Source organism: Kitasatospora sp. NPDC101183, assembly GCF_044767945.1.
Lineage (GTDB): Bacteria > Actinomycetota > Actinomycetes > Streptomycetales > Streptomycetaceae > Kitasatospora.
In genome coordinates this window covers 162,480-184,705 of record NZ_JBIWOW010000010.1, presented here as the reverse complement: position 1 = coordinate 184,705, position 22,226 = coordinate 162,480, and the positions used below count along the sequence as shown (strand labels likewise).

2 protein-coding genes are annotated in these 22,226 nt (G+C 74.4%); both read left to right on the top strand.

Going from position 1 to position 22,226, the window contains the following annotated elements; all coding sequences use genetic code 11:
- The first annotated feature begins 41 nt into the window (after positions 1–41).
- Entirely contained in the window at positions 42–10,562 is a 10,521-nt protein-coding gene (locus ACIRRS_RS16560) for a beta-ketoacyl synthase N-terminal-like domain-containing protein (RefSeq protein WP_402970876.1), read from the top strand.
- Entirely contained in the window at positions 10,559–22,174 is an 11,616-nt protein-coding gene (locus ACIRRS_RS16555) for an SDR family NAD(P)-dependent oxidoreductase (protein ID WP_402970873.1), read from the top strand. Before ACIRRS_RS16560 ends, ACIRRS_RS16555 begins: the two co-directional genes overlap by 4 nt.
- The last annotated feature ends 52 nt before the right edge of the window (positions 22,175–22,226 follow it).

The window sequence follows — 22,226 nt, the reverse complement described above, 5'->3', positions numbered from 1 at the left end:
ACCCCCACCTCTCTCCCGCTCACACGCGGAAAGGACATCCGATGACGACCTCAGCCCAGGACCGCATGGAACAGGCGCTGCCGGCCATCCGGGCCCTGCAGAAGCGCGCGGCCGAGCTGGAGGCCCAGCGCTCCGAGCCGATCGCCGTGGTCTCGATGGCCTGCCGCCTGCCGGGCGGGATCGACACCCCCGAGGGCTTCTGGGAGCTGCTGGCCGCCGGTGGCGACGCCGTTGGCGGGTTCCCGGAACGCTGGCAGGGCCTCGACCTGTTCGATCCGGACCCGGAGGCCGTCGGCAAGAGCTACGCCCGGGAGGGCGGGTTCCTGGACGGCGTCGAGCACTTCGACGCGGCCTTCTTCGGCATCAGCCCGCGCGAGGCCCAGTCGATGGACCCGCAGCAGCGGCTCGTCCTGGAGACGGCCTGGGAGGCGCTGGAGCGCGCCGGCGTCCGTCCGGAGGCCCTGGAGGGCAGCCGGACGGGCGTCTACCTCGGCACGATGAGCACCGACTACGGCAGCCTCGGCCAGGACCTCGACGCCCTCGACGGGTACGTGAGCACCGGCAAGGCCAGCAGTGTCGTGTCCGGCCGCGTCTCGTACGCGCTGGGCCTCCAGGGCCCGGCCGTCACCGTGGACACCGCCTGCTCCTCCTCGCTCGTTGCCACGCACCTCGCCGTGTCCGCGCTGCGGCAGGGCGAGTGCGAGCTGGCGCTGGTCGGCGGCGTCACCGTGATGAGCAACCCGTCGCTGTTCGTCGAGTTCAGCAGGCTGCGCGGGATGGCGGCGGACGGCCGGTGCAAGAGCTTCGGCGCGGACGCGGACGGCGCGGGCTGGGCCGAGGGCTGCGGCGTGCTGCTGCTCAAGCGGCTGTCGGCGGCGCAGCGGGACGGGGACCGGGTGCTCGCGGTCATCCGGGGGAGTGCGATCAACCAGGACGGGCGGAGCCAGGGGCTGACCGCTCCGAACGGGCCGTCGCAGCAGCGGGTCATCCAGGATGCTTTGGCCGCTGCCCGTCTGACTCCGGCCGACATCGACGCGATCGAGGCGCACGGGACGGGGACCTCGCTGGGGGACCCGATCGAGGCGGGCGCGTTGGCCGAGGTGTTCGGCCCGGACCGTCCGTCCGGCCGTCCGCTTCTCCTCGGTTCGTCGAAGTCGAACATCGGGCACGCGCAGGCGGCGGCCGGTGTCATCGGCGTGATCAAGATGGTGCTGGCCCTGGAGCACGGGGTGCTGCCGCGCACCCTGCACGCGGAGGCGCCGAGCCCGCACGTCGAATGGGACGGGAGCGGGCTCGCGCTGGTGCAGGAGGCCGTGGCATGGGAGCGCGGCGAGCGGGCCCGGCGAGCCGGTGTCTCGTCGTTCGGGCTGAGTGGGACGAACGCGCACGTGATCGTCGAGGAGGCGCCTGTCGTTGCCTCTGTCGCGGGGGCTGCTGAGCCGGTGGCCGTGCCGGTGCTGGTCTCCGGGCGGGACGAGGTGGCGGTGCGGGAGCAGGCTGCGCGGTGGGCGGACTGGCTGGACGCGCACGGCGAGGTTCCGCTGGCTGATGTGGCGCTGACCGCCGCCCGGTACCGGACGCAGTTCGAGCACCGCGCGGTCGTCGTCGCCGGTTCGACCGCCGAGGCGGCCGCGCAGCTGCGCGCCGTCACGGAGAGCGGGGTGGCGGGCAGCCCGGGTGGCGTGGTGTTCGTGTACCCGGGGCAGGGGAGTCAGTGGCTCGGCATGGGTGCGGCGCTGCTGGAGCAGTCGCCCGTCTTCCGCGCGGCCGTCGAGGCTTGTGACGAGGCGCTGCGTCCTCTGACCGGGTGGTCGGTGCGGGAGGTTCTGGCCGGTGGTGGTGGGGATCACCCGCCGGTGGACCGGGTGGATGTGGTGCAGCCCGCGCTGTTCGCGATGGGTGTCGCTCTCTCCGCGCTGTGGCGGTCCTGGGGCGTCGAGCCCACCGCCGTCGTGGGCCACAGTCAGGGCGAGGTCGTTGCGGCCGTCGTCTCGGGCGCCCTCTCGCTGGAGCAGGGCGCCCGCGTCGTCGCTCTGCGCTCGGCCGCCGTCCGGGCCGTGACGGGCTTCGGCGGGATGGCGCTGGTCGAGCGGCCCGTGGCCGACGTCGAGGAGCTGATCGCCTCGTACGACGGGAAGTTGTCGATTGCCGCCGTCAACACGCCCGGTTCGACGGTGGTTTCGGGTGAGAGCGGCGCGATCGATGCGCTGGTCAGCGACCTCCAGCAGCAGGACGTGTTCTGCCGCCGGGTGAACGTCGACTACGCCTCGCACAGCGCCCAGATGGACCAGCTGCTCCCCGAACTGGCCTCGGCCTTCGCCGACTTGCGGCCGTCCAAGGCGGTCGTCCCGTTCTACTCGACGGTCCTCGGTCGGGTCCTGGACGGTCCGGAGCTGGACGGCGCGTACTGGTGCCGCAACCTGCGCGAGCCGGTCCGCTTCGACCGCGCCCTGGAGCAGCTCCTCGGCGACGGCCGCACCGTGTTCGTCGAGGTCAGCGCCCACCCGGTCCTCTCCATGCCGCTCACCGACGGCAGTGCCGAGCACAACGGCGTCGTCGTCGCCTCCCTCGCCCGAGGCGAAGGCGGCATCGACCAACTCCTCCGTTCCCTCGGGCAGTTGCACGTCCAGGGTGTCGAGATCGACTGGCAGAAGGTCCTGGACGGCGGCGCCTTCGTCGCCGACCTGCCGACGTACGCCTTCCAGCGCGAGTACTTCTGGATGGAGGCCGGCTCGGGTTCGGCGGATGCGGGTTCGATGGGTCTGGAGGCCTCCGCGCACCCGTGGCTGGGCGCTGGCACGGCGCTGGCCGAGGGCGAGGGCCACCTGTTCACGGGCCGTCTCGCGCCCAACGCCCAGCCGTGGCTGCGCGACCACGCGGCCTTCGGCACTGTTCTGGTTCCCGGGACGGGCGTCCTCGATCTGGTGCTGGCGGCTGGCCGTGAGGTCGGCGCGGGCCGGGTGGAGGAACTCGCCCTGCTGGAGCCGCTGGTCCTCGAAGGCCCGGTGCGCTTCCAGGTCGTCGTGGGCGGCCCGGAGAACGGCCGCCGCCAGGTGTCCCTCTACAGCCGCCCGGAGGAGGCCGAGGACTCCTGGACGCTGAACGCCAGCGGCGAACTCGCCGAGGAGACGGGCGAGTCGGCCGCTTTCGCGTGGCTGAGCCCCGCCGCTGAGCCCGTCGACCTGGGCGGGTTCTACGACCGTTTCGCTGCTCGGGGTCTCGCCTACGGCCCGGCCTTCCAGGGCCTGACGGAGCTGTGGCGCGACGGCAGCACCGCGTACGGGATCGTCCGCCTGCCCGACGGCGTCAAGGCCGACGAGTACGGCATCCACCCCGCCCTCCTGGACGCCGCCCTCCACACGCTCGTCGCCGCACAGCCGCAGGCCGAGGGCGCCGACCGTGTCCTCCTGCCCTTCGAGTGGACGGGCGTCGAGCTGTTCGCCGCCGGAAGCACCGAACTGCGCGTGCGCGTCGAACTGCGCGACGAGCAGTTGTCCCTGTGGGTCGCCGACACCACCGGCCGGCCGGTCCTGCGCGCCGAGGGCCTCCAGTTGCGCGAGGCGACGGCCGAGCAGGTCCGCGCGGGTGCCACCGTGGACCACCTCTACCGGGTGGAGTTCTCGGAGCTCCGCCGCCTGGAGGAGCGGACCTCCGTACGCTCGCTCGTCCTCGGCGACGCGGGTGGACTCGCGGGCCTGATCGGCTCCGAGAGCGTGTCCGCCGACCAGCTGGCCGTAGGCCTCGCCGAGGCCACGCAACTGCTGGCCGTGGACCTGACCGGTCACGCCGGGCCGGTGCAGGAGGTGCTGGCCGAGGCCCTGCCGCTGGTGCAGCGGGTCCTGGCCGAACCGTCGCTCGTGCCGGTCGAGTTGGTGTTCGCGACGCGCGGCGCGACCGGCCTCGACGCGGTCCAGGCCGCGCTGTGGGGCCTGCTGCGGACGGTGCGCGCGGAGTACGCCGACCGCCCGATCCGCCTGCTCGACCTCGACGCGAACGCATCGGCGGAGCTGGTCGCGCGTGCTCTGCGCAGCACGGGCGAGCCGGAGTTGGCGATCGCCGACGGCCGCATCCTCGCCCCGCGCCTGGTCCGCGTCACCGCCGCCGAAGCCACCTCAGCTCTCACCTTCGACCCCGCGCGGGCTGCCCTGATCACGGGCGGGACGGGCGAGTTGGGCCGCGAGCTGGCCGAGCACCTGGTCCGCCAGTACGGCGTTCGCCACCTCGTTCTGACCTCCCGCCAGGGCGAGCAGGCCCCGGGCGCGGCGGAGATCCGCCGGTCCCTCCTGGACGCGGGCGCCGAGAGCGTCCGTATCGAAGCCTGCGACGCCTCCGACCGTGCCCGGCTCGAAGCCGTCGTCACCGGCACGGACCTCGGTTCGGTGTTCCACCTGGCCGCCGTCCTCGACGACGGCCTGTTCGCGGGCCAGACCCCGGAGCGCTTCGCCCACGTGCTGGCCCCGAAGGTCGACGGTGCGCGCCACCTGGACGCGCTGACGCGGGAGTTGAACCTCGACGCCTTCGTCCTGTTCTCCTCCGCCGCCGGTGTCCTCGGCAGCGCCGGTCAGAGCGGCTACGCGGCGGCCAACGCCTTCGTCGACACCCTCGCCGCCCGGCGGCGCGCCGCCGGTCTGCCGGCCCTCAGCCTCTCCTGGGGCCTGTGGCAGCAGGCGGGTACCGGCCTGACCGCAGGGCTCGGCCAGGCGGAGATCACGCGGCTGCGCCGTCAGGGCGTGGGCGCGCTCACCGCCTCCCAGGGCCTGCGCGCCCTTGACGCGGCCCTGGCCTCGGACTTCGCCCACGTCGTTCCCGTCCGCCTCGAACTGAGCTCGGTGCGCCGCGAGTTGGAGCGGGGTGGCGAGGTTCCGCCGCTGTTGCGCTCCCTCGTGCGGGCCCGCCTGCGCCGCGCGGGTGCGGCCTCGGCGGCCCCGTCCGAGCTGCGTGAGCGTCTCGCCGTCCTGCCCGTCGCCGAGCGTCAGGCGACGCTGCTGGACCTGGTCCGCCGCGAGGCCGCCACCGTCCTCGGTGTCGGCGGCCCCGAAGGCGTCGGTGTGCAGCAGGTGTTCAAGGAGCTGGGCCTCGACTCGCTCATGGCCGTCGAGCTCCGCCGCCGCCTGGCCGCCGAGACCGGGCTGACCCTCCCGTCGACCCTGGCGTTCGACTACCCGACCCCCACCGCCATCGCGGGCCTGATCCTCGACCGCCTCGACCTGAGCGCCAAGGCCGTCCGCACCCCGGCCCGCCTCGCCGCAGGGGCGGAGGACCCGATCGCCGTGGTCTCGATGGCCTGCCGCCTGCCCGGCGGGATCGACACCCCCGAGGACTTCTGGGAGCTGCTGGCCGCCGGTGGCGACGCCGTCGGCGGGTTCCCGGAACGCTGGCAGGGCCTCGACCTGTTCGACCCGGACCCGGAGGCCGTCGGCAAGAGCTACGCCCGCGAAGGTGGATTCCTGGAGGACATCGACCGGTTCGACGCCGCGTTCTTCGGGATCTCGCCGCGCGAGGCGCAGTCCATGGACCCGCAGCAGCGGCTCGTCCTGGAGACGGCCTGGGAGGCGCTGGAGCGCGCGGGCATCCGCCCGGGCACCCTCGAAGGCACCCGCACCGGCGTCTACCTCGGCACGATGACCTCCGACTACGGCCGCCAGGGCCGCGACCTCGGCGCGCTCGACGGCTACACCAGCACGGGCTACGCGAGCAGCGTGGTCTCCGGCCGCGTCTCGTACGCGCTCGGGCTCCAGGGGCCGGCGGTGTCGGTGGACACGGCGTGCTCGTCCTCGCTGGTCGCGACGCATCTCGCGGTGTCGGCGCTGCGGCAGGGGGAGTGTGAGACAGCGATCGTCGGCGGGGTGACCGTCATGAACACCCCGGCGCTGTTCGTGGAGTTCAGCCGGCTGCGCGGGATGGCGGCGGACGGTCGTTGCAAGAGCTTCGGTGCCGATGCGGACGGTGCCGGGTGGGCCGAGGGCTGTGGCGTGCTGGTCCTCAAGCGCCTCTCCGCCGCCGAGCGCGACGGGGACAGGGTCCTCGCCGTCATCCGGGGCACCGCCATCAACCAGGACGGGCGCAGCCAGGGGCTCACCGCTCCGAACGGGCCGTCGCAGCAGCGGGTCATCCAGGACGCGTTGGCCGCTGCCCGACTGACCCCGGCCGACATCGACGCGATCGAGGCGCACGGGACGGGGACCTCGCTGGGTGACCCGATCGAGGCGGGCGCGTTGGCCGAGGTGTTCGGCCCGGACCGTCCGTCCGGCCGTCCGCTTCTCCTGGGCTCGTCGAAGTCGAACATCGGGCACGCGCAGGCGGCGGCCGGCGTCATCGGCGTGATCAAGATGGTGCTGGCCCTGGAACACGGGGTGCTGCCGCGCACCCTGCACGCCGACGAGCCCAGCCCGCACATCGAGTGGGACGGCAGCGGCCTCGCCCTGCTCCAGGACCCCACCCCCTGGGAGCGGACCGCCCGTCCGCGCCGCGCGGGCGTCTCCTCCTTCGGCCTCAGCGGCACCAACGCCCACCTCATCCTGGAGGAGGCGCCCGTCGCCGAGGCCGCTCATCCGGCCCCGCAGCCCGTGGCCGTCCCGCTCCTGGTCTCCGGCCGGGACGAGGCGGCGGTGCGCGAGCAGGCCGCCCGCTGGGCCGACTGGCTGGAGGCGCATTCCACTGTCCCGCTGGCGGACGTCGCCCTGACCGCCGCCCGCCACCGCACGCACTTCGAGCACCGCGCGGTCGTCGTCGCCGGTTCGACCGCCGACGCGGCCGCACAGCTGCGCGCCGTCACGGCGAGCGGGGTGGCGGGCAGCCCGGGCCAGGTCGTGTTCGTCTACCCCGGCCAGGGCAGTCAGTGGCTCGGGATGGGTGCGGCGCTGCTGGAGCAGTCGCCCGTCTTCCGTACGGCCGTCGAGGCCTGTGACGAGGCGCTGAAGCCGCTGACGGGCTGGTCCGTCCTCGAAGTCCTTGCGGGCGCAGGCGGTGACCACCCGCCGGTCGACCGGGTGGACGTCGTGCAGCCCGCGCTGTTCGCGATGGGTGTCGCCCTCTCCGCACTCTGGCGGTCCTGGGGCGTCGAGCCGACCGCTGTGGTCGGTCACAGCCAGGGCGAGGTGGTTGCGGCCGTCGTCTCGGGCGCCCTCTCGCTGGAGCAAGGCGCAAAGGTGGTCGCCGTTCGCTCCGCCGCCGTCCGCGCGGTGACCGGAACCGGCGGCATGGCGCTGGTCGAGCGGCCGGTGGCCCTCGTCGAGGAGCTGATCGCTGCGTACGACGGCACGTTGTCGATCGCCGCCGTCAACACCTCCGGCTCCACGGTCGTATCCGGCGAGGTGGAGGCGCTGGACCGGTTTGTCGCGGAGCTCCAGCAGCAGAACGCCTTCTCCCGCCGGGTGAACGTCGACTACGCCTCCCACAGCGCGCAGATGGACCAGCTGCTGCCGGGCCTGGCGGAGTCCTTCGCGGACCTGACCCCGGGGCGTGCCTCGGTGCCGTTCTACTCGACGGTCCTCGGCCGTGTCCTGGAGGGTCCGGAGCTGGACGGCGCGTACTGGTGCCGCAACCTGCGCGAGCCGGTCCGCTTCGACCGGGCGCTGGAGCAGCTCCTCGCCGACGGCCGGACCGTGTTCGTCGAGGTCAGCGCCCACCCGGTGCTGTCGATGCCCCTGACGGACGGCAGTGCCGCCCACAACGGCGTCGTCGTCGGCTCCCTCGCCCGAGGCGAGGGCGACATCGGCCAACTCCTCCGCTCCCTCGGACAGTTGCACGTCCAGGGTGTCGAGATCGACTGGCAGAAGGTCCTGGACGGCGGCGCCTTCGTCGCCGACCTGCCGACCTACGCGTTCCAGCGCGAGCACTACTGGGCCGAGACCGCCGCCACCAACGCCGACGCCGGCGCGATGGGCCTGGAGACCTCCACCCATCCCTGGCTCGGCGCGGCCACCGCCCTGGCCGAGGGCGAGGGCCACCTGTTCACGGGCCGCCTCGCGCCCAACGCCCAGTCGTGGCTGCGCGACCACGCCGCCTTCGGCACCGTCCTGGTTCCCGGGACGGGCGTCCTCGATCTGGTGCTGGCGGCCGGCCGTGAGGTCGGAGCGGGCCGGGTGGAGGAACTCGCCCTGCTGGAGCCGCTCGTCCTCGAAGGCCTGGTGCGGCTGCAGATCACGGTCAGCGCCCCGGACGGCAGCGGTCGGCGCCAGGTCGCGGTCCACGGCCGTCCGGAGGAGGCCGAGGACGGCTGGACTCTGCACGCCAGCGGTGAACTCGCCGAGGAAACCGGCGAGTCGGAGGCCTTCACCTGGCTCGGCCCCACTGCCGCGCCCGTCGACCTCGACGGGTTCTACGACCGCTTCGCCGCCCGGGGCCTCGCCTACGGCCCGGCCTTCCAGGGCCTGACCGAACTGTGGCGCGACGGCAGCACCGCGTACGGGATCGTCCGCCTGCCCGAGGGCGTCAAGGCCGACGAATACGGCATCCACCCGGCACTGCTGGACGCCGCCCTGCACACGTTGGTTGCCGTCCGCGACGAGGCCGAGGGTGACCAGCGGGTCTTCCTCCCCTTCGAGTGGACGGGCGTCGAACTCTTCGCCGCCGGGAGCACCGAACTGCGCGTCCGTGTCGACCTCGACGAGAGCGGCACCAGCGCCCGCATCCGGGTCTCGGACCCGGCGGGTGCCCTTGTGGCTTCCGTCGACAGCCTGCAGATCCGCGAGGCCACCGCCGAGCAGGTCCGCGCCGGTGCCACCGTCGACCACCTGTACCGCCTCGACCACCAGGAGCCGCGCACCCTGGAGGAGCGTTCCGGCGCCGACCTCTGGGTGCTCGGCTCCGGGTTGGAACTGCCCACCACCAGCCGGGTGGAGAGCGTGGAGGCGCTCGTCGTTCGCCTCGCCACGGAGGCTCACCCCCACGCCGTGGTCGTCGACCTCTCCGAGGCGACTCTGGCGGACGCGCTCACGCTGACGCAGGCTCTCACCGCCGAAACCGTCCTCGATTCCACCGAGTTGGTGTTCGTGACGCGCGGCGCGAGTGCCCTGCTGGGCCTGCTGCGGACGGTACGCGCGGAGTACGCGGACCGTCCGATCCGCCTGCTCGACCTGGAGGTGAACGCATCGGCCGAGCTGGTCGAGCGTGCTCTGCGCAGCACGGGCGAGCCGGAGTTGGCGATCGCCGAGGGTCGCATCCTCGCGCCGCGCCTGGTGCGTGTCACGGCAGCGGACGCTACGTCGCCCCTCACGTTCGACCCCGATCGGGCTGCTCTGATCACGGGCGGGACGGGCGAGTTGGGCCGCGAGCTGGCCGAGCACCTCGTCCGTCGGCACGGCCTGCGCCACCTGGTCCTGACCTCCCGCCAGGGTGAGCAGGCCCCGGGCGCGGCCGGGATTCGTCAGTCCCTCCTCGACGCGGGCGCCGAGAGCGTCCGTATCGAAGCCTGCGACGCCTCCGACCGCGCCCGGCTCGAAGCCGTCGTCACCGGCACCAACCTCGGTTCGGTGTTCCACCTGGCCGCCGTCCTCGACGACGGCCTCCTCACCGGCCAGACCCCGGAGCGCCTGGCCCGCGTCCTCGCCCCCAAGGCGGACGGCGCGCGCCATCTGGACGAGCTGACGCGGGAGTTGGACCTCGACGCCTTCGTCCTGTTCTCCTCCGCAGCGGGCGTCTTCGGCAGTGCCGGCCAGAGCGCGTACGCGGCGGCGAACGCCGCCCTGGACGGCCTCGCCGCCGAGCGCCGCACCGCAGGCCTGCCCGCCCTGAGCCTGTCCTGGGGCCTGTGGCAGCAGGCGGGCACCGGCCTGACCGCCCACCTCGGCGACGCCGAACTGACCCGCATGCGCCGCCAGGGCATCGCCGCCCTCACCCCCGCCCAAGGCCTGCGCGCCCTGGACGCCGCCCTCGCCACACCGCACGCCCACGTCGTCCCCGTCCGCCTCGAACTGTCAGCCGTCCGTCGCGAGTTGGAAAGGAGTGGCGACGTGCCACCGCTGTTGCGCTCCCTCGTCCGGGCCCGCCTGCGCCGCGCGGGCGGGGCCACCGCGGCCCCCTCCGCCCTGCGTGAGCGCCTCGCCGTCCTGCCCGTCGCCGAGCGTCAGGCGACGCTGCTGGACCTGGTCCGCCGCGAGGCCGCCACCGTCCTCGGCGTCGGCGGAGGAGCCGAATCCCTGGGCGCCCAGCAGGTGTTCAAGGAACTGGGCCTCGACTCCCTCATGGCCGTCGAGCTGCGCCGCCGCCTCGCCGCCGAGACCGGACTGACCCTCCCCTCCACCCTCGCCTTCGACTACCCGACCCCCGCCGCCATCGCCGACCTCGTCCTGAGCCGTCTGGCCGTGGACGGCGACGGCGCCGCGCCGCAGTCGCCGGGCGTCCGGCTGACCAGGGAGCTGATCGACAACCTCGTGGAGCTGCTGCGCTCCGCGACCCCCCTGCAACTCGAATCCGAGGGCCTGGCCGGCCAGTTCCTCGCCCTCAAGAACGGCCTCGCGAAGGCCGTCGTCCCGGAGGCCCCGGCCGTCGCGCTGGAGTCCGGGAGCAGTACCGAAGACCTTCTGCAGTTCTTGGACCGCAAGCTGGGAGTCACGGCATGAGCAGCACATCCGACGTCGAGAAGCTCGAGGCCTACCTGCGGCGCACCGCGACCGCGCTGGTCGAGGCGGAGAAGCAGCTCGACTCCGAGCGGGCCGCCCGTACCGAGCCGATCGCCGTGGTCTCGATGGCCTGCCGCCTGCCGGGCGGGATCGACACCCCGGAGGGCTTCTGGGAGCTGCTGGCCTCGGGCGGCGACGCGATCGGCGGGTTCCCGGAGCGCTGGCAGGGCCTCGACCTGTTCGACCCGGACCCGGAGGCCGTCGGCAAGAGCTACGCCACCGAGGGCGGGTTCATGGCGAACGTGGAGCGCTTCGACGCCGCGTTCTTCGGGATCTCGCCGCGCGAGGCGCAGTCGATGGACCCGCAGCAGCGGCTCGTCCTGGAGACGGCCTGGGAGGCGCTGGAGCGCGCCGGCGTGCGTCCGGAGGCCCTGGAGGGCAGCCGGACGGGCGTCTACCTGGGCACGATGAGCTCGGACTACGGCAACCAGCAGGGCCACGATCTGGACGCGCTGGACGGGTACGTGAGCACGGGCAACGCGAGCAGCGTCGTCTCCGGCCGCGTCTCGTACGCGCTCGGGCTCCAGGGCCCGGCCGTGACCGTCGACACGGCCTGTTCCTCTTCGCTCGTCGCGACGCACCTTGCCGTGTCCGCCCTGCGCCAGGGGGAGTGCGAGACGGCGATCGTCGGCGGGGTGACCGTCATGAACACCCCGGCGCTGTTCGTGGAGTTCAGCCGTCTCAAGGGCATGGCGGCGGACGGTCGTTGCAAGAGCTTCGGTGCCGACGCGGACGGTGCCGGGTGGGCCGAGGGCTGTGGTGTGCTGGTCCTCAAGCGCCTCTCCGCCGCCGAGCGCGACGGGGACAGGGTCCTCGCCGTCATCCGGGGCACCGCCATCAACCAGGACGGGCGCAGCCAGGGGCTCACGGCCCCCAACGGGCCGTCGCAGCAGCGGGTCATCCAGGATGCTCTGGCCGCCGCCCGTCTGACGCCCGCCGACATCGACGCGATCGAGGCGCACGGCACCGGTACCTCGCTCGGGGACCCGATCGAGGCGGGCGCGCTGGCCGAGGTCTTCGGCCCGGGCCGTCCGTCCGAGCGTCCGCTTCTCCTGGGCTCGTCGAAGTCGAACATCGGGCACGCGCAGGCGGCGGCCGGCGTCATCGGCGTGATCAAGATGGTCCTCGCCCTCGAACACGGCACCCTCCCGCGCACCCTGCACGCGGAGACGCCGAGCCCCCACATCGAGTGGGACGGCAGCGGCCTCTCCCTGCTCCAGGACTCCACCCCGTGGCAGCGCGGCGAGCGCGCCCGCCGGGCCGGTGTCTCCTCCTTCGGGCTCAGCGGCACCAACGCCCACCTCATCCTCGAAGAGGCCCCGGCCGTCACCGCCGCCCCGGAATCGGGGCAGCCGGCCGCCCTCCCGATCCTCCTCTCCGGTCGGGACGAGGTGGCGGTGCGGGAGCAGGCAGCGCGGTGGGCGGACTGGCTGGACGCGCACTCCACCGTTTCGCTGGCGGATGTGGCGCTGACCGCCGCTCGGTACCGGACGCAGTTCGAGTACCGGGCCGTCGTGGTCGCCGGTTCGGCCGTCGAGGCGGCCGCGCGGCTGCGGGCGCTGGCGGACGGCGAGCCGGTCGGCGTCGCCGGTACCCCCGGCGAGGTCGTGTTCGTGTACCCGGGGCAGGGCAGCCAGTGGCTCGGGATGGGTGCGGCGCTGTTGGAGCAGTCGCCCGTCTTCCGCGCGACCGTCGAGGCCTGCGACGCAGCGTTGAGGCCGCTGACCGGCTGGTCCGTCCTCGACGTGCTTGCGGGCACGGGCGGTGATCACCCGCCCGTGGACCGGGTGGACGTGGTCCAGCCCGCGCTGTTCGCCATGGGCGTCGCCCTGTCGGCTCTCTGGCGGTCCTGGGGCATCGAGCCGACGGCCGTTGTGGGTCACAGTCAGGGTGAGGTCGTCGCGGCCGTCGTCTCGGGCGCCCTTCCGCTGGAGCAGGGTGCGCGTGTGGTGGCCCTGCGCTCGGCTGCCGTCCGAGCGGTGACGGGCTTCGGCGGGATGGCGCTGGTCGAGCGGCCCGTGGCTGAGGTCGAGGAGATCCTGGCGGCCTACGAGGGTCGGCTCTCCGTCGCCGCCGTCAACACGCCAGGCTCGACCGTCGTCAGCGGTGAGAGCGAGGCCATTGACGCGCTGGTGGCCGACCTCCAGCAGCAGGACGTGTTCTGCCGCCGGGTGAACGTCGACTACGCCTCGCACAGTGCCCAGATGGACCAGCTGCTGCCGGGCCTGGCGGAGGCGTTCGCGGACCTGACTCCGGGCCGCGCCTCGGTGCCGTTCTATTCAACCGTCCTCGGCCGGGTTCTGGAGGGCCCGGAGCTGGACGGCGCCTACTGGTGCCGCAACCTGCGCGAGCCCGTCCGGTTCGACCGCGCCCTGGAGCAGCTGCTCGCCGACGGCCGCACCGTGTTCGTCGAGGTCAGCGCCCACCCGGTGCTGTCGATGCCGCTGACCGACGGCAGCGCCGCCCACAACGGCGTCGTCGTCGGCTCCCTCGCCCGAGGCGAAGGCGGCATCGACCAACTCCTCAGCTCCCTCGGACAATTGCACGTCCAGGGCGTGCCCGTGGACTGGTCCACGCTCCTCGACGGCCGCTTCGTCCCCGACCTGCCCACCTACGCCTTCCAGCGCGAGTACTTCTGGACCGAGGTCAACTCCGGTTCGGCGGATGCGGGTTCGATGGGTTTGGAGGCCTCCGCGCACCCGTGGCTGGGCGCTGGCACGGCGCTGGCGGACGGTGAGGGCCACCTGTTCACGGGCCGCCTCGCCCCCAACGCCCAGCCCTGGCTGCGCGACCACGCCGCCTTCGGCACCGTCCTCGCCCCTGGTACCGGCATCCTCGATCTGGTGCTGGCCGCCGGCCGTGAGGTCGGCGCGGGCCGTATCGAGGAACTCGCCCTCGTCGAACCGCTCGTGCTCGAAGGCGCCGTCCGCCTCCAGGCCGTCGTCGGCGGCCTGGAGAACGGCCGCCGCCAGGTGTCCCTCTACAGCCGCCCGGAGGAGGCCGAGGACTCCTGGACCCTGAACGCCAGCGGCGAACTCGCCGAGGAAACCGGCGAGTCGGAGGCCTTCACCTGGCTCGGCCCCGCCGCCGAGTCCGTCGACCTGGACGGTTTCTACGACCGTTTCGCCGCCCGGGGCCTCGCCTACGGCCCGGCCTTCCAGGGCCTGACCGAACTGTGGCGCGACGGCAGCACCGCGTACGGGATCGTCCACCTGCCCGAGGGCGTCAAGGCCGACGAATACGGCATCCACCCCGCCCTCCTGGATGCCGCCCTGCACACGTTGGTTGCCGTCCGCGACGAGGCCGAGGGTGACCAGCGGGTCTTCCTCCCCTTCGAGTGGACGGGCGTCGAGCTGTTCGCCGCCGGGAGCACCGAACTGCGCGTCCGTGTCGACCTCGACGAGAGCGGCACCAGCGCCCGCATCCGGGTCTCGGACCCGGCGGGTGCCCTTGTGGCTTCCGTCGACAGCCTGCAGATCCGCGAGGCCACCGCCGAGCAGGTCCGCGCCGGTGCGTCCATCGACCACCTCTACCGCCTGGACTTCCAGGAGGTGCAGGTGCCCGCGTCGACCGCCACCCTCGGCACGGTGGTCCTCGGAGAGGCCGGCGAGCTGGCCCGCCTGCTGAACGCCGACCATGTCCCCACCGTCGACGCCCTCGCCGAGGCGCGCCCCGAGCGGGCCGTCGTGGACCTGTCCGAGGCCGAGCTGGCGGACGCGCTCACGCTCCTGCAGCGCATCACCGCCGAACCTGCCCTCGAAGTCACCGAGTTGGTGTTCGTGACACGCGGCGCGAGCGCCCTGCTGGGCCTGCTGCGGACGGTGCGCGCGGAGTACGCGGACCGTCCGATCCGCCTGCTCGACCTCGACGCCAACCCGTCCGCCGAAGCGATCGACAACGCCCTCTCCGCCACCAGCGAACCGGAGTTGGCGATCGCCGAGGGCCGCATCCTCGCTCCGCGTCTGGTGCGCGTCACCGCCGCCGACACCACCACAGCCCTCACCTTCGACCCCGACCGCGCTGCTCTGATCACGGGCGGGACGGGCGAGTTGGGCCGCGAGCTGGCCGAGCACCTCGTCCGGCACCACAAGATCCGCCACTTGGTCCTGACCTCCCGGCAGGGTGAGCAGGCCCCGGGCGCTGGCGAGATCCGTCAGTCCCTCCTCGACGCGGGCGCCGAGAGCGTCCGTATCGAAGCCTGCGACGCCTCCGACCGCGCCCAGCTCCAAGCCGTCGTCACCGGCACCAACCTCGGTTCGGTGTTCCACCTGGCCGCCGTCCTCGACGACGGCCTCCTCACGGGCCAGACCCCGGAGCGCCTGGCCCGCGTCCTCGCCCCCAAGGCGGACGGTGCGCGCCATCTGGACGCGCTGACACGGGAGTTTGACCTCGACGCCTTCGTCCTGTTCTCCTCCGCAGCGGGCGTCTTCGGCAGCGCCGGCCAGAGCGCGTACGCGGCGGCGAACGCCGCCCTGGACGGCCTCGCCGCCGAGCGCCGCACCGCAGGGCTCCCCGGCCTCAGCCTCTCCTGGGGCCTGTGGCAGCAGGCCGGAACCGGCCTGACCGCCCACCTCGGCGACACCGAACTGACCCGCATGCGCCGCCAGGGCATCGCCGCTCTCACCCCCGCCCAAGGCCTGCGCGCCCTGGACGCCGCCCTCGCCTCACCCCACGCCCACGTCGTCCCCGTCCGCCTCGAACTCGGCTCGATCCGCCGCGAGTTGGAGCGCGGCGGCGAGGTCCCCCCGCTGCTCCGGTCCCTGGTGCGCGCTCGCCTGCGCCGCGTCGGCGCGTCGGCCGCCGCCCCCTCGGCCCTCCACGAGCGCCTCGCCGCGCTCAGCGCCACCGAGCGCCAGGCGACCCTCCTGGACCTGGTTCGCCGCGAGGCCGCCACCGTCCTCGGCGTCGGCGGCGGTCCCGAATCCCTGGGCGCCCAGCAGGTGTTCAAGGAGCTGGGCCTCGACTCCCTCATGGCCGTCGAACTCCGCCGCCGCCTCGCCGCCGAGACCGGCCTGACCCTCCCCTCCACCCTCGCCTTCGACTACCCGACCCCCACCGCCATCGCCGGTCTGATCCTCGACCGCCTCGACCTCGGCACCAAGGCTGCCCGCACCCCGGCCCGCGTCACCACCGCCACGGCGGCGGAGGACCCGATCGCCGTCGTCTCCATGGCCTGCCGCCTTCCGGGCGGCATCGACACCCCCGAGGGCTTCTGGGACCTCCTCCTCACCGGCGGCGACGCCGTCGGCGGCTTCCCGCAGCGCTGGCAGGGGCTGGACCTCTTCGACCCGGACCCGGACGCGGTCGGCAAGAGCTACGCCCGCGAAGGCGGATTCCTCGAGGGCGTCGACCGGTTCGACGCCGCGTTCTTCGGCATCAGCCCGCGCGAGGCCCAGTCGATGGACCCGCAGCAGCGCCTCGTCCTGGAGACGGCCTGGGAGGCCCTGGAGCGCGCGGGCATCCGCCCGGGCACCCTCGAAGGCACCCGCACCGGCGTCTACCTCGGCGCCATGAGCTCGGACTACGGCAGCCACGAAGGACGTCAACTCGAAGTCCTGGACGGCTACATGAGCACGGGCAACGCGAGCAGCGTCGTCTCCGGCCGCGTCTCGTACGCGCTCGGGCTCCAGGGCCCGGCCGTCACCGTCGACACGGCGTGCTCCTCCTCGCTCGTCGCGACGCACCTCGCGGTGTCCGCCCTGCGCCAGGGCGAGTGCGAGACGGCGATCGTCGGCGGCGTGACCGTCATGAACACCCCGGCCCTCTTCGTCGAGTTCAGCCGTCTCAAGGGCATGGCGGCGGACGGGCGGTGCAAGAGCTTCGGCGCGGACGCCGACGGCGCCGGGTGGGCCGAGGGCTGCGGCGTACTGGTCCTCAAGCGCCTCTCCGCCGCCGAGCGCGACGGGGACAGCGTCCTCGCCGTCATCCGGGGCAGCGCCATCAACCAGGACGGCCGCAGCCAGGGGCTCACCGCCCCGAACGGCCCGTCCCAGCAGCGCGTCATCCAGGACGCGTTGGCCGCCGCCCGCCTCACCCCGGCCGACATCGACGCCGTCGAGGCCCACGGCACCGGCACCTCCCTGGGCGACCCGATCGAAGCCGGCGCCCTCGCCGAGGTCTTCGGCCCGGACCGTCCGTCCGACCGCCCGCTTCTCCTCGGCTCCTCCAAGTCCAACATCGGCCACGCGCAGGCGGCCGCCGGGGTCATCGGCGTGATCAAGATGGTGCTGGCCCTCCAGCACGCGACCCTCCCGCGCACCCTCCACGCCGACGAGCCCAGCCCCCACATCGAGTGGGACGGCAGCGGCCTCTCCCTACTTCAGGACTCCACCCCGTGGCAGCGCGGCGAGCGCGCCCGCCGCGCCGGTGTCTCCTCCTTCGGGCTCAGCGGCACCAACGCCCACCTGATCCTGGAGGAGGCCCCGACCGTCCAGGCGGCCCCGGAACCGGAGCAGCCGACCGTCCTCCCCGTCCTCCTCTCCGGCCGCGACGAGCCCGCCCTGCGCGCGCAGGCCGCCCGCTGGGCCGACTGGCTGGAGGCCAACCCGGCCACCCCGCTCACCGCCGTGGCCGCCACCGCCGCCCACCACCGCACCCACTTCGAGCAGCGCGCCGCCGTCATCGCCGCCACCACGGCCGACGCCGCGACCGCGCTGCGCGGCCTGGCCGAAGGCCGTCCGGCCGCCGGTACGGTCACGGGCAGCCCGCTCCAAACCCCGGGCCTCGCCGTGCTGTTCACGGGGCAGGGGAGTCAGCGTCTGGGGATGGGGCGTGGTCTGTACGAGTCCAATGCGGCGTTCCGCGTCGCCTTCGACGAGGTCCTGAGCGCTCTGGACGCGTACGCGGCCCGTCCGCTGAAGGAGGTCGTCTTCGGCGAGGATGCGGGGCTGTTGAACCGTACGGAGTTCACTCAGCCCGCGCTGTTCGCTCTGGAGGTGGCGCTGTTCCGCCTCTGGGAGTCCTGGGGCGTCACGCCTGCCGCTGTGGCCGGTCACTCGGTCGGCGAACTCGCCGCAGCTCACGTCGCGGGAGTGCTGTCCCTGGACGATGCGGCGCGTCTGGTCGTGGCGCGGGGCCGGCTGATGCAGGCCTGCGAGAGCGGCGGTGCGATGGCCTCGATCGAGGCGGGTGAGGAGGAGGTCCTCGCCGTCCTGGAGGGCCGGGTCTCGGTCGCGGGCGTCAACTCTCCGACGCAGACGGTGGTCAGCGGCGACCCGGAAGCCGTCGAGCGACTCATCGCCTCGATGCCTGGGCGTCGTACGCGCCGTCTGGAGGTGTCGCACGCGTTCCACAGTGCGCACATGGACGCGATGCTGGAGGAGTTCACCGCCTTGGTCGCCACCTGCGACCTGCGAGCCCCGCGCATCCCGCTGGTCAGCACCCTCGACGGCACCCGCATGACCGCCGACCTCGCCCCCGGCGAGGGCCTCCGCGACCCGCAGTACTGGGCCCGCCAGGCCCGCGAGGCCGTCCGCTTCCTCGACGCCATCCGCGAGCTGAACGCCACCGGCATCCACCGCTTCCTGGAGTGCGGCCCCTCCGGAGTCCTCTCCGCCATGGGCGCCGCCTGCGCCGACAACGCCACCTTCGTCCCCACCCTGCGCGCCACCGAGGACGAACCCACCGCCCTCCTCACCGCCGCCGCCACCCTCCACACCACCGGCCAACACCTCGACTGGACCACCACCCTCCCGACCACCAGCACCCCCACCCCCCTCCCCACCTACGCCTTCCAGCGCCGCCCGTACTGGCTCGACGCCCCGAAGGCGGGCCGCGACGCCCGCTCCTCGGGCCTGGTCGCCGCCGCCCACCCGTGGCTGGCGGCGGTGACGGCGCTGGCCGGCGGCGAGGGGTTCCTGCTCAGCGGCCGGGTGTCGCCGGCCGACCACCCGTGGCTGGGGGACCACACCGTCTTCGGCGCGGTGCTCGTGCCCGGCGCCGCCCTGCTGGACCTGGCGCTGTCCGCCGCCCACCAGGTGGGCGCACGCCGGGTGGCCGAGCTGACACTGGCCCAGCCGATGGTGCTGCCCCCGGCCGAGGGGCTGCGGCTCCAGGTGAAGGTCGGCCCGGCGGAGGAGGACGGCGCCCGTACGGTCGGGGTCCACAGCCAGCCCGAGTCCGCCGCCGCCGACGCCCCGTGGACCCTGCACGCCGAGGGCCGCCTGGCCGAGGACGGCAGCGACCTCGGGATCACCCCCGCCGACGGGACGGCCGACCGGGAGCCCGTCGCCCTCGACGGCCTCTACGCCGCCCTGGCCGACCAGGGCCTCGGCTACGGCCCGGCCTTCCGCGGCCTCGTCGAGCTGCACCGCACCCCCGGCGCCCGCGTGGCGTACGGCCGGGTGGTGCTCCCCGAGGGCCTGGGCGTCGACGGGCACACCGTCCACCCGGCGCTGCTGGACGCGGCCCTGCACACCCTCGCGGGCGTGGACGGTCGGGCGGACGCGGAGGAGGGCACCGTCCTCCTGCCCTTCGCCTGGTCGGACGTCACCCTCCACGCGACGGACAGCACCGAGCTGCGCGTCCGCGTCGAGCTGATCGACGAGCTGGCCGCCCGGGTCGAGGTGACGGACGCGGCCGGCGAGCCGGTGCTCGTCGCGGGCCGCCTGGAGGTCCAGCGGGCCCGGGCCGAGCAGCTGCGCGGCAGTGCGGGAGCGGCCGGGACGGAGCACCTCTACCGGGTCGAGTTCCAGCCGCTCCCGCAGAGCGACGCGCAGCCCGAAGCCGAGCCGACGGCGGCCCCCGACACCGTCGTCATCGGCGCCGCCCTCGCCGCCGCCCTGGGCCTGCCCGCCGAGCCCGCCCTGGAGGCGGTGCTCACCCGCCCCGCCCTCCCGGCCCGGCTGCTGATCGACGGCACCGGGGCGCCCGTCACCACCGCCCTGGAGCAGGTCAAGCTCCTGGTCACCGACGTGCGCTTCGCGGCCACCGAGGTCGTCTGGCTCACCCGGGGCGCCGTCCCGGCCCGCCCGGAGGACGAGGTGGACCGTCCGGAGCAGGCCGCCCTGTGGGGCCTGCTCCGGTCCGTCCGGGCCGAGCACCCGGAGCGCCGCCTGCGCCTGCTGGACCTGGACGGGGACACCGAGCGGGCGCAGGTCCTCACCGCCCTCGCCGCCCAGGACGAGCCCGAACTCGCCCTCCGCGGCAGCGCCGTGCTGGTCCCGCGCCTGCGGCCGGTCGCCACCACGGACCGTACGGCGGACGCGACGCTCCTCCCGCCGCCCGGCGCCGGGGCCTGGCACCTGGACATCCGGGAGAAGGGCCGCCTGGACACCTTCGCCCTCGTCCCGGTGGCCGACCGGGACCGGCCCCTCGGCGAGTACGAGATCCGCCTGCGGGTGCACGCCTCCGGCCTCAACTTCCGGGACGTCCTCAACGCCCTCGACATGGTCCACGCCCCCCAACTGGGCCTGGAGTGCGCGGGCGTGGTCCTGGAGGCCGGTCCGGGCATCGCGCACCTGAGCCCCGGCGACCGGGTGATGGGCCTGACCGTCGGCACCTTCGGCACGGAGGCCCGGGCCGACGGCCGGATGATGGTGCGGATCCCGGACGGCGTCGGCTTCGCCGAGGCCGCGACCGTCCCGCTGGCCTTCCTCACCGCCCACCACGGCCTGTTCGAACTCGGCGGGCTCACCGCCGGGGAGCGGGTGCTGGTGCACGCGGCGGCCGGCGGCGTCGGCATGGCGGCCGTCCAGCTGGCCCGGCACGTCGGCGCCGAGGTGTGGGGCACGGCCAGCGCCGGCAAGTGGCCGACGCTGCGCCGGCTCGGCCTGCCGCAGGAGCGGATCGCCTCCTCCCGCGACACCGGCTTCGCATCCCAGTGGCGGAGCGGCACCGGTTTCGACCTCGTCCTGAACTCCCTCACCGGCGAGTTCGTCGACGCCTCCCTCCGCCTCCTGGAGCCGCGCGGCGGCCGCTTCCTGGAGATGGGCAAGACGGACATCCGGGAGGCGGCGCAGGTCGCCGCCACGCACCCGGGCGTCTCCTACCGGGCGTTCGACCTGATGGACGCCGGCCCGGAGCGCATCCTCCAGATGCTCACCGAGGTCGCCGACCTGCTCGCCCGCCGGGTGATCGCCCCGCTGCCGTACGCGGCGTACGACGTGCGCCGCGCGGCCGACGCCTTCCGCTTCATGGCGCAGGGCCGGCACATCGGCAAGCTGGTGCTGACCTCCCCGCGCCCGCTCGACGCCGACGGCACCGTCCTGGTGACCGGCGGCACGGGCGAGCTGGGCCGGCTGGTCGCCCGCCGCCTGGTCACCGGGCACGGCGTGCGCCACCTGCTGCTGACCTCGCGTCGCGGCCCGGCCGCCGAGAACACGCCGGCGCTGGTGGACGAGCTGCGCGCGGCGGGCGCCGAGTCCGTCCGGGTGCTGGCCTGCGACGTGGCCGACCGCGCCCAGGTGCAGGCGGCCCTGGCGGCCGTCGACGCCGCCCACCCGCTGACCGGGGTGGTCCACCTGGCCGCCGTCATCGACGACGGCGTGGTGGTGAACCAGACGGCCGAGCGGTTCGGCCGGGTCCTCGCCCCGAAGGTGGACGGCGCCCGCCACCTGCACGAGCTGACCGGCGGGCTGGACCTCGCCGCCTTCGTGCTGTTCTCCTCCGTCGCCGGCACCCTCGGCTCCCCGGGGCAGAGCAACTACGCGGCGGCCAACGCCCACCTGGACGCCCTGGCCGCCCACCGCGTCCGCCTCGGGCTGCCCGGCACCAGCCTCGCCTGGGGCCTGTGGGAGCAGGGCGGCACCGGCCTGACCGCCCACCTCGGTGACGCCGAGCTGGGCCGGATGCGCCGCCAGGGCGCCCAGGCGCTGAGCGTCGAGCAGGGGCTCGCCCTGTTCGACGCGGCGCTCGGACGGCCCGAGCCGCACCTCGTCCCGCTGCGGCTGGACCTGGAGCGGCTGCAGCGCGGCGCGGGCGCGGAGGGCGCCGAACTCCCGCCGCTGCTGCGGGCGTTGCTCCGTTCCCCGCTGCGCCGTGCGGGCCGTGCGACGGCCTCGGCGGTGGACGGGCTGCGCGAGCGGCTGGCCGGGCTCCCGGGCCCGGAGCGGGTCGCCGCGCTGACCCTGCTCGTCCAGCAGGAGGTCGCCGCCGTCCTCGGCCTGTCCGGCATCGAGAGCGTCCGGGCCGAGCAGCCGCTGCGCGACCACGGCTGGGACTCGCTGATGGCCGTCGAGCTGCGCAACCGGCTCTCCGCCCACGCGCAGGTGCCGCTGCCCAGCACGCTCGCCTTCGACTACCCGACGCCGCAGGCCATCGCGGACTTCCTCAACGTCCGCCTCGACCTCGGCGCCGCCCGCCCCGAGGAGCCCCAGCCCCAGCAGTACGGCGCCCCGCCGCAGGAGCCGGAGCAGGCCGCCCGCTGGGCGCTGTCGCGCATCCCGGCGGACGAGCTGAGCCGCAGCGGCCTGCTCGCCCAGCTGCTCGAACTCGCCGGGGTGCCGCAGGCCGCCCCGGCGGGCGGGCGGCCGGAGGCGCTGCGGCTGGCGGAGGAACTGACCGTCGACGAGATGGACCAGGCCCTGGACGCCGTCCTCGGCCGGGCCCTCTGAACCCCTGACCCCCCTGACCCACCCTGACCCACCCCGACCCACCTGCGGCGGG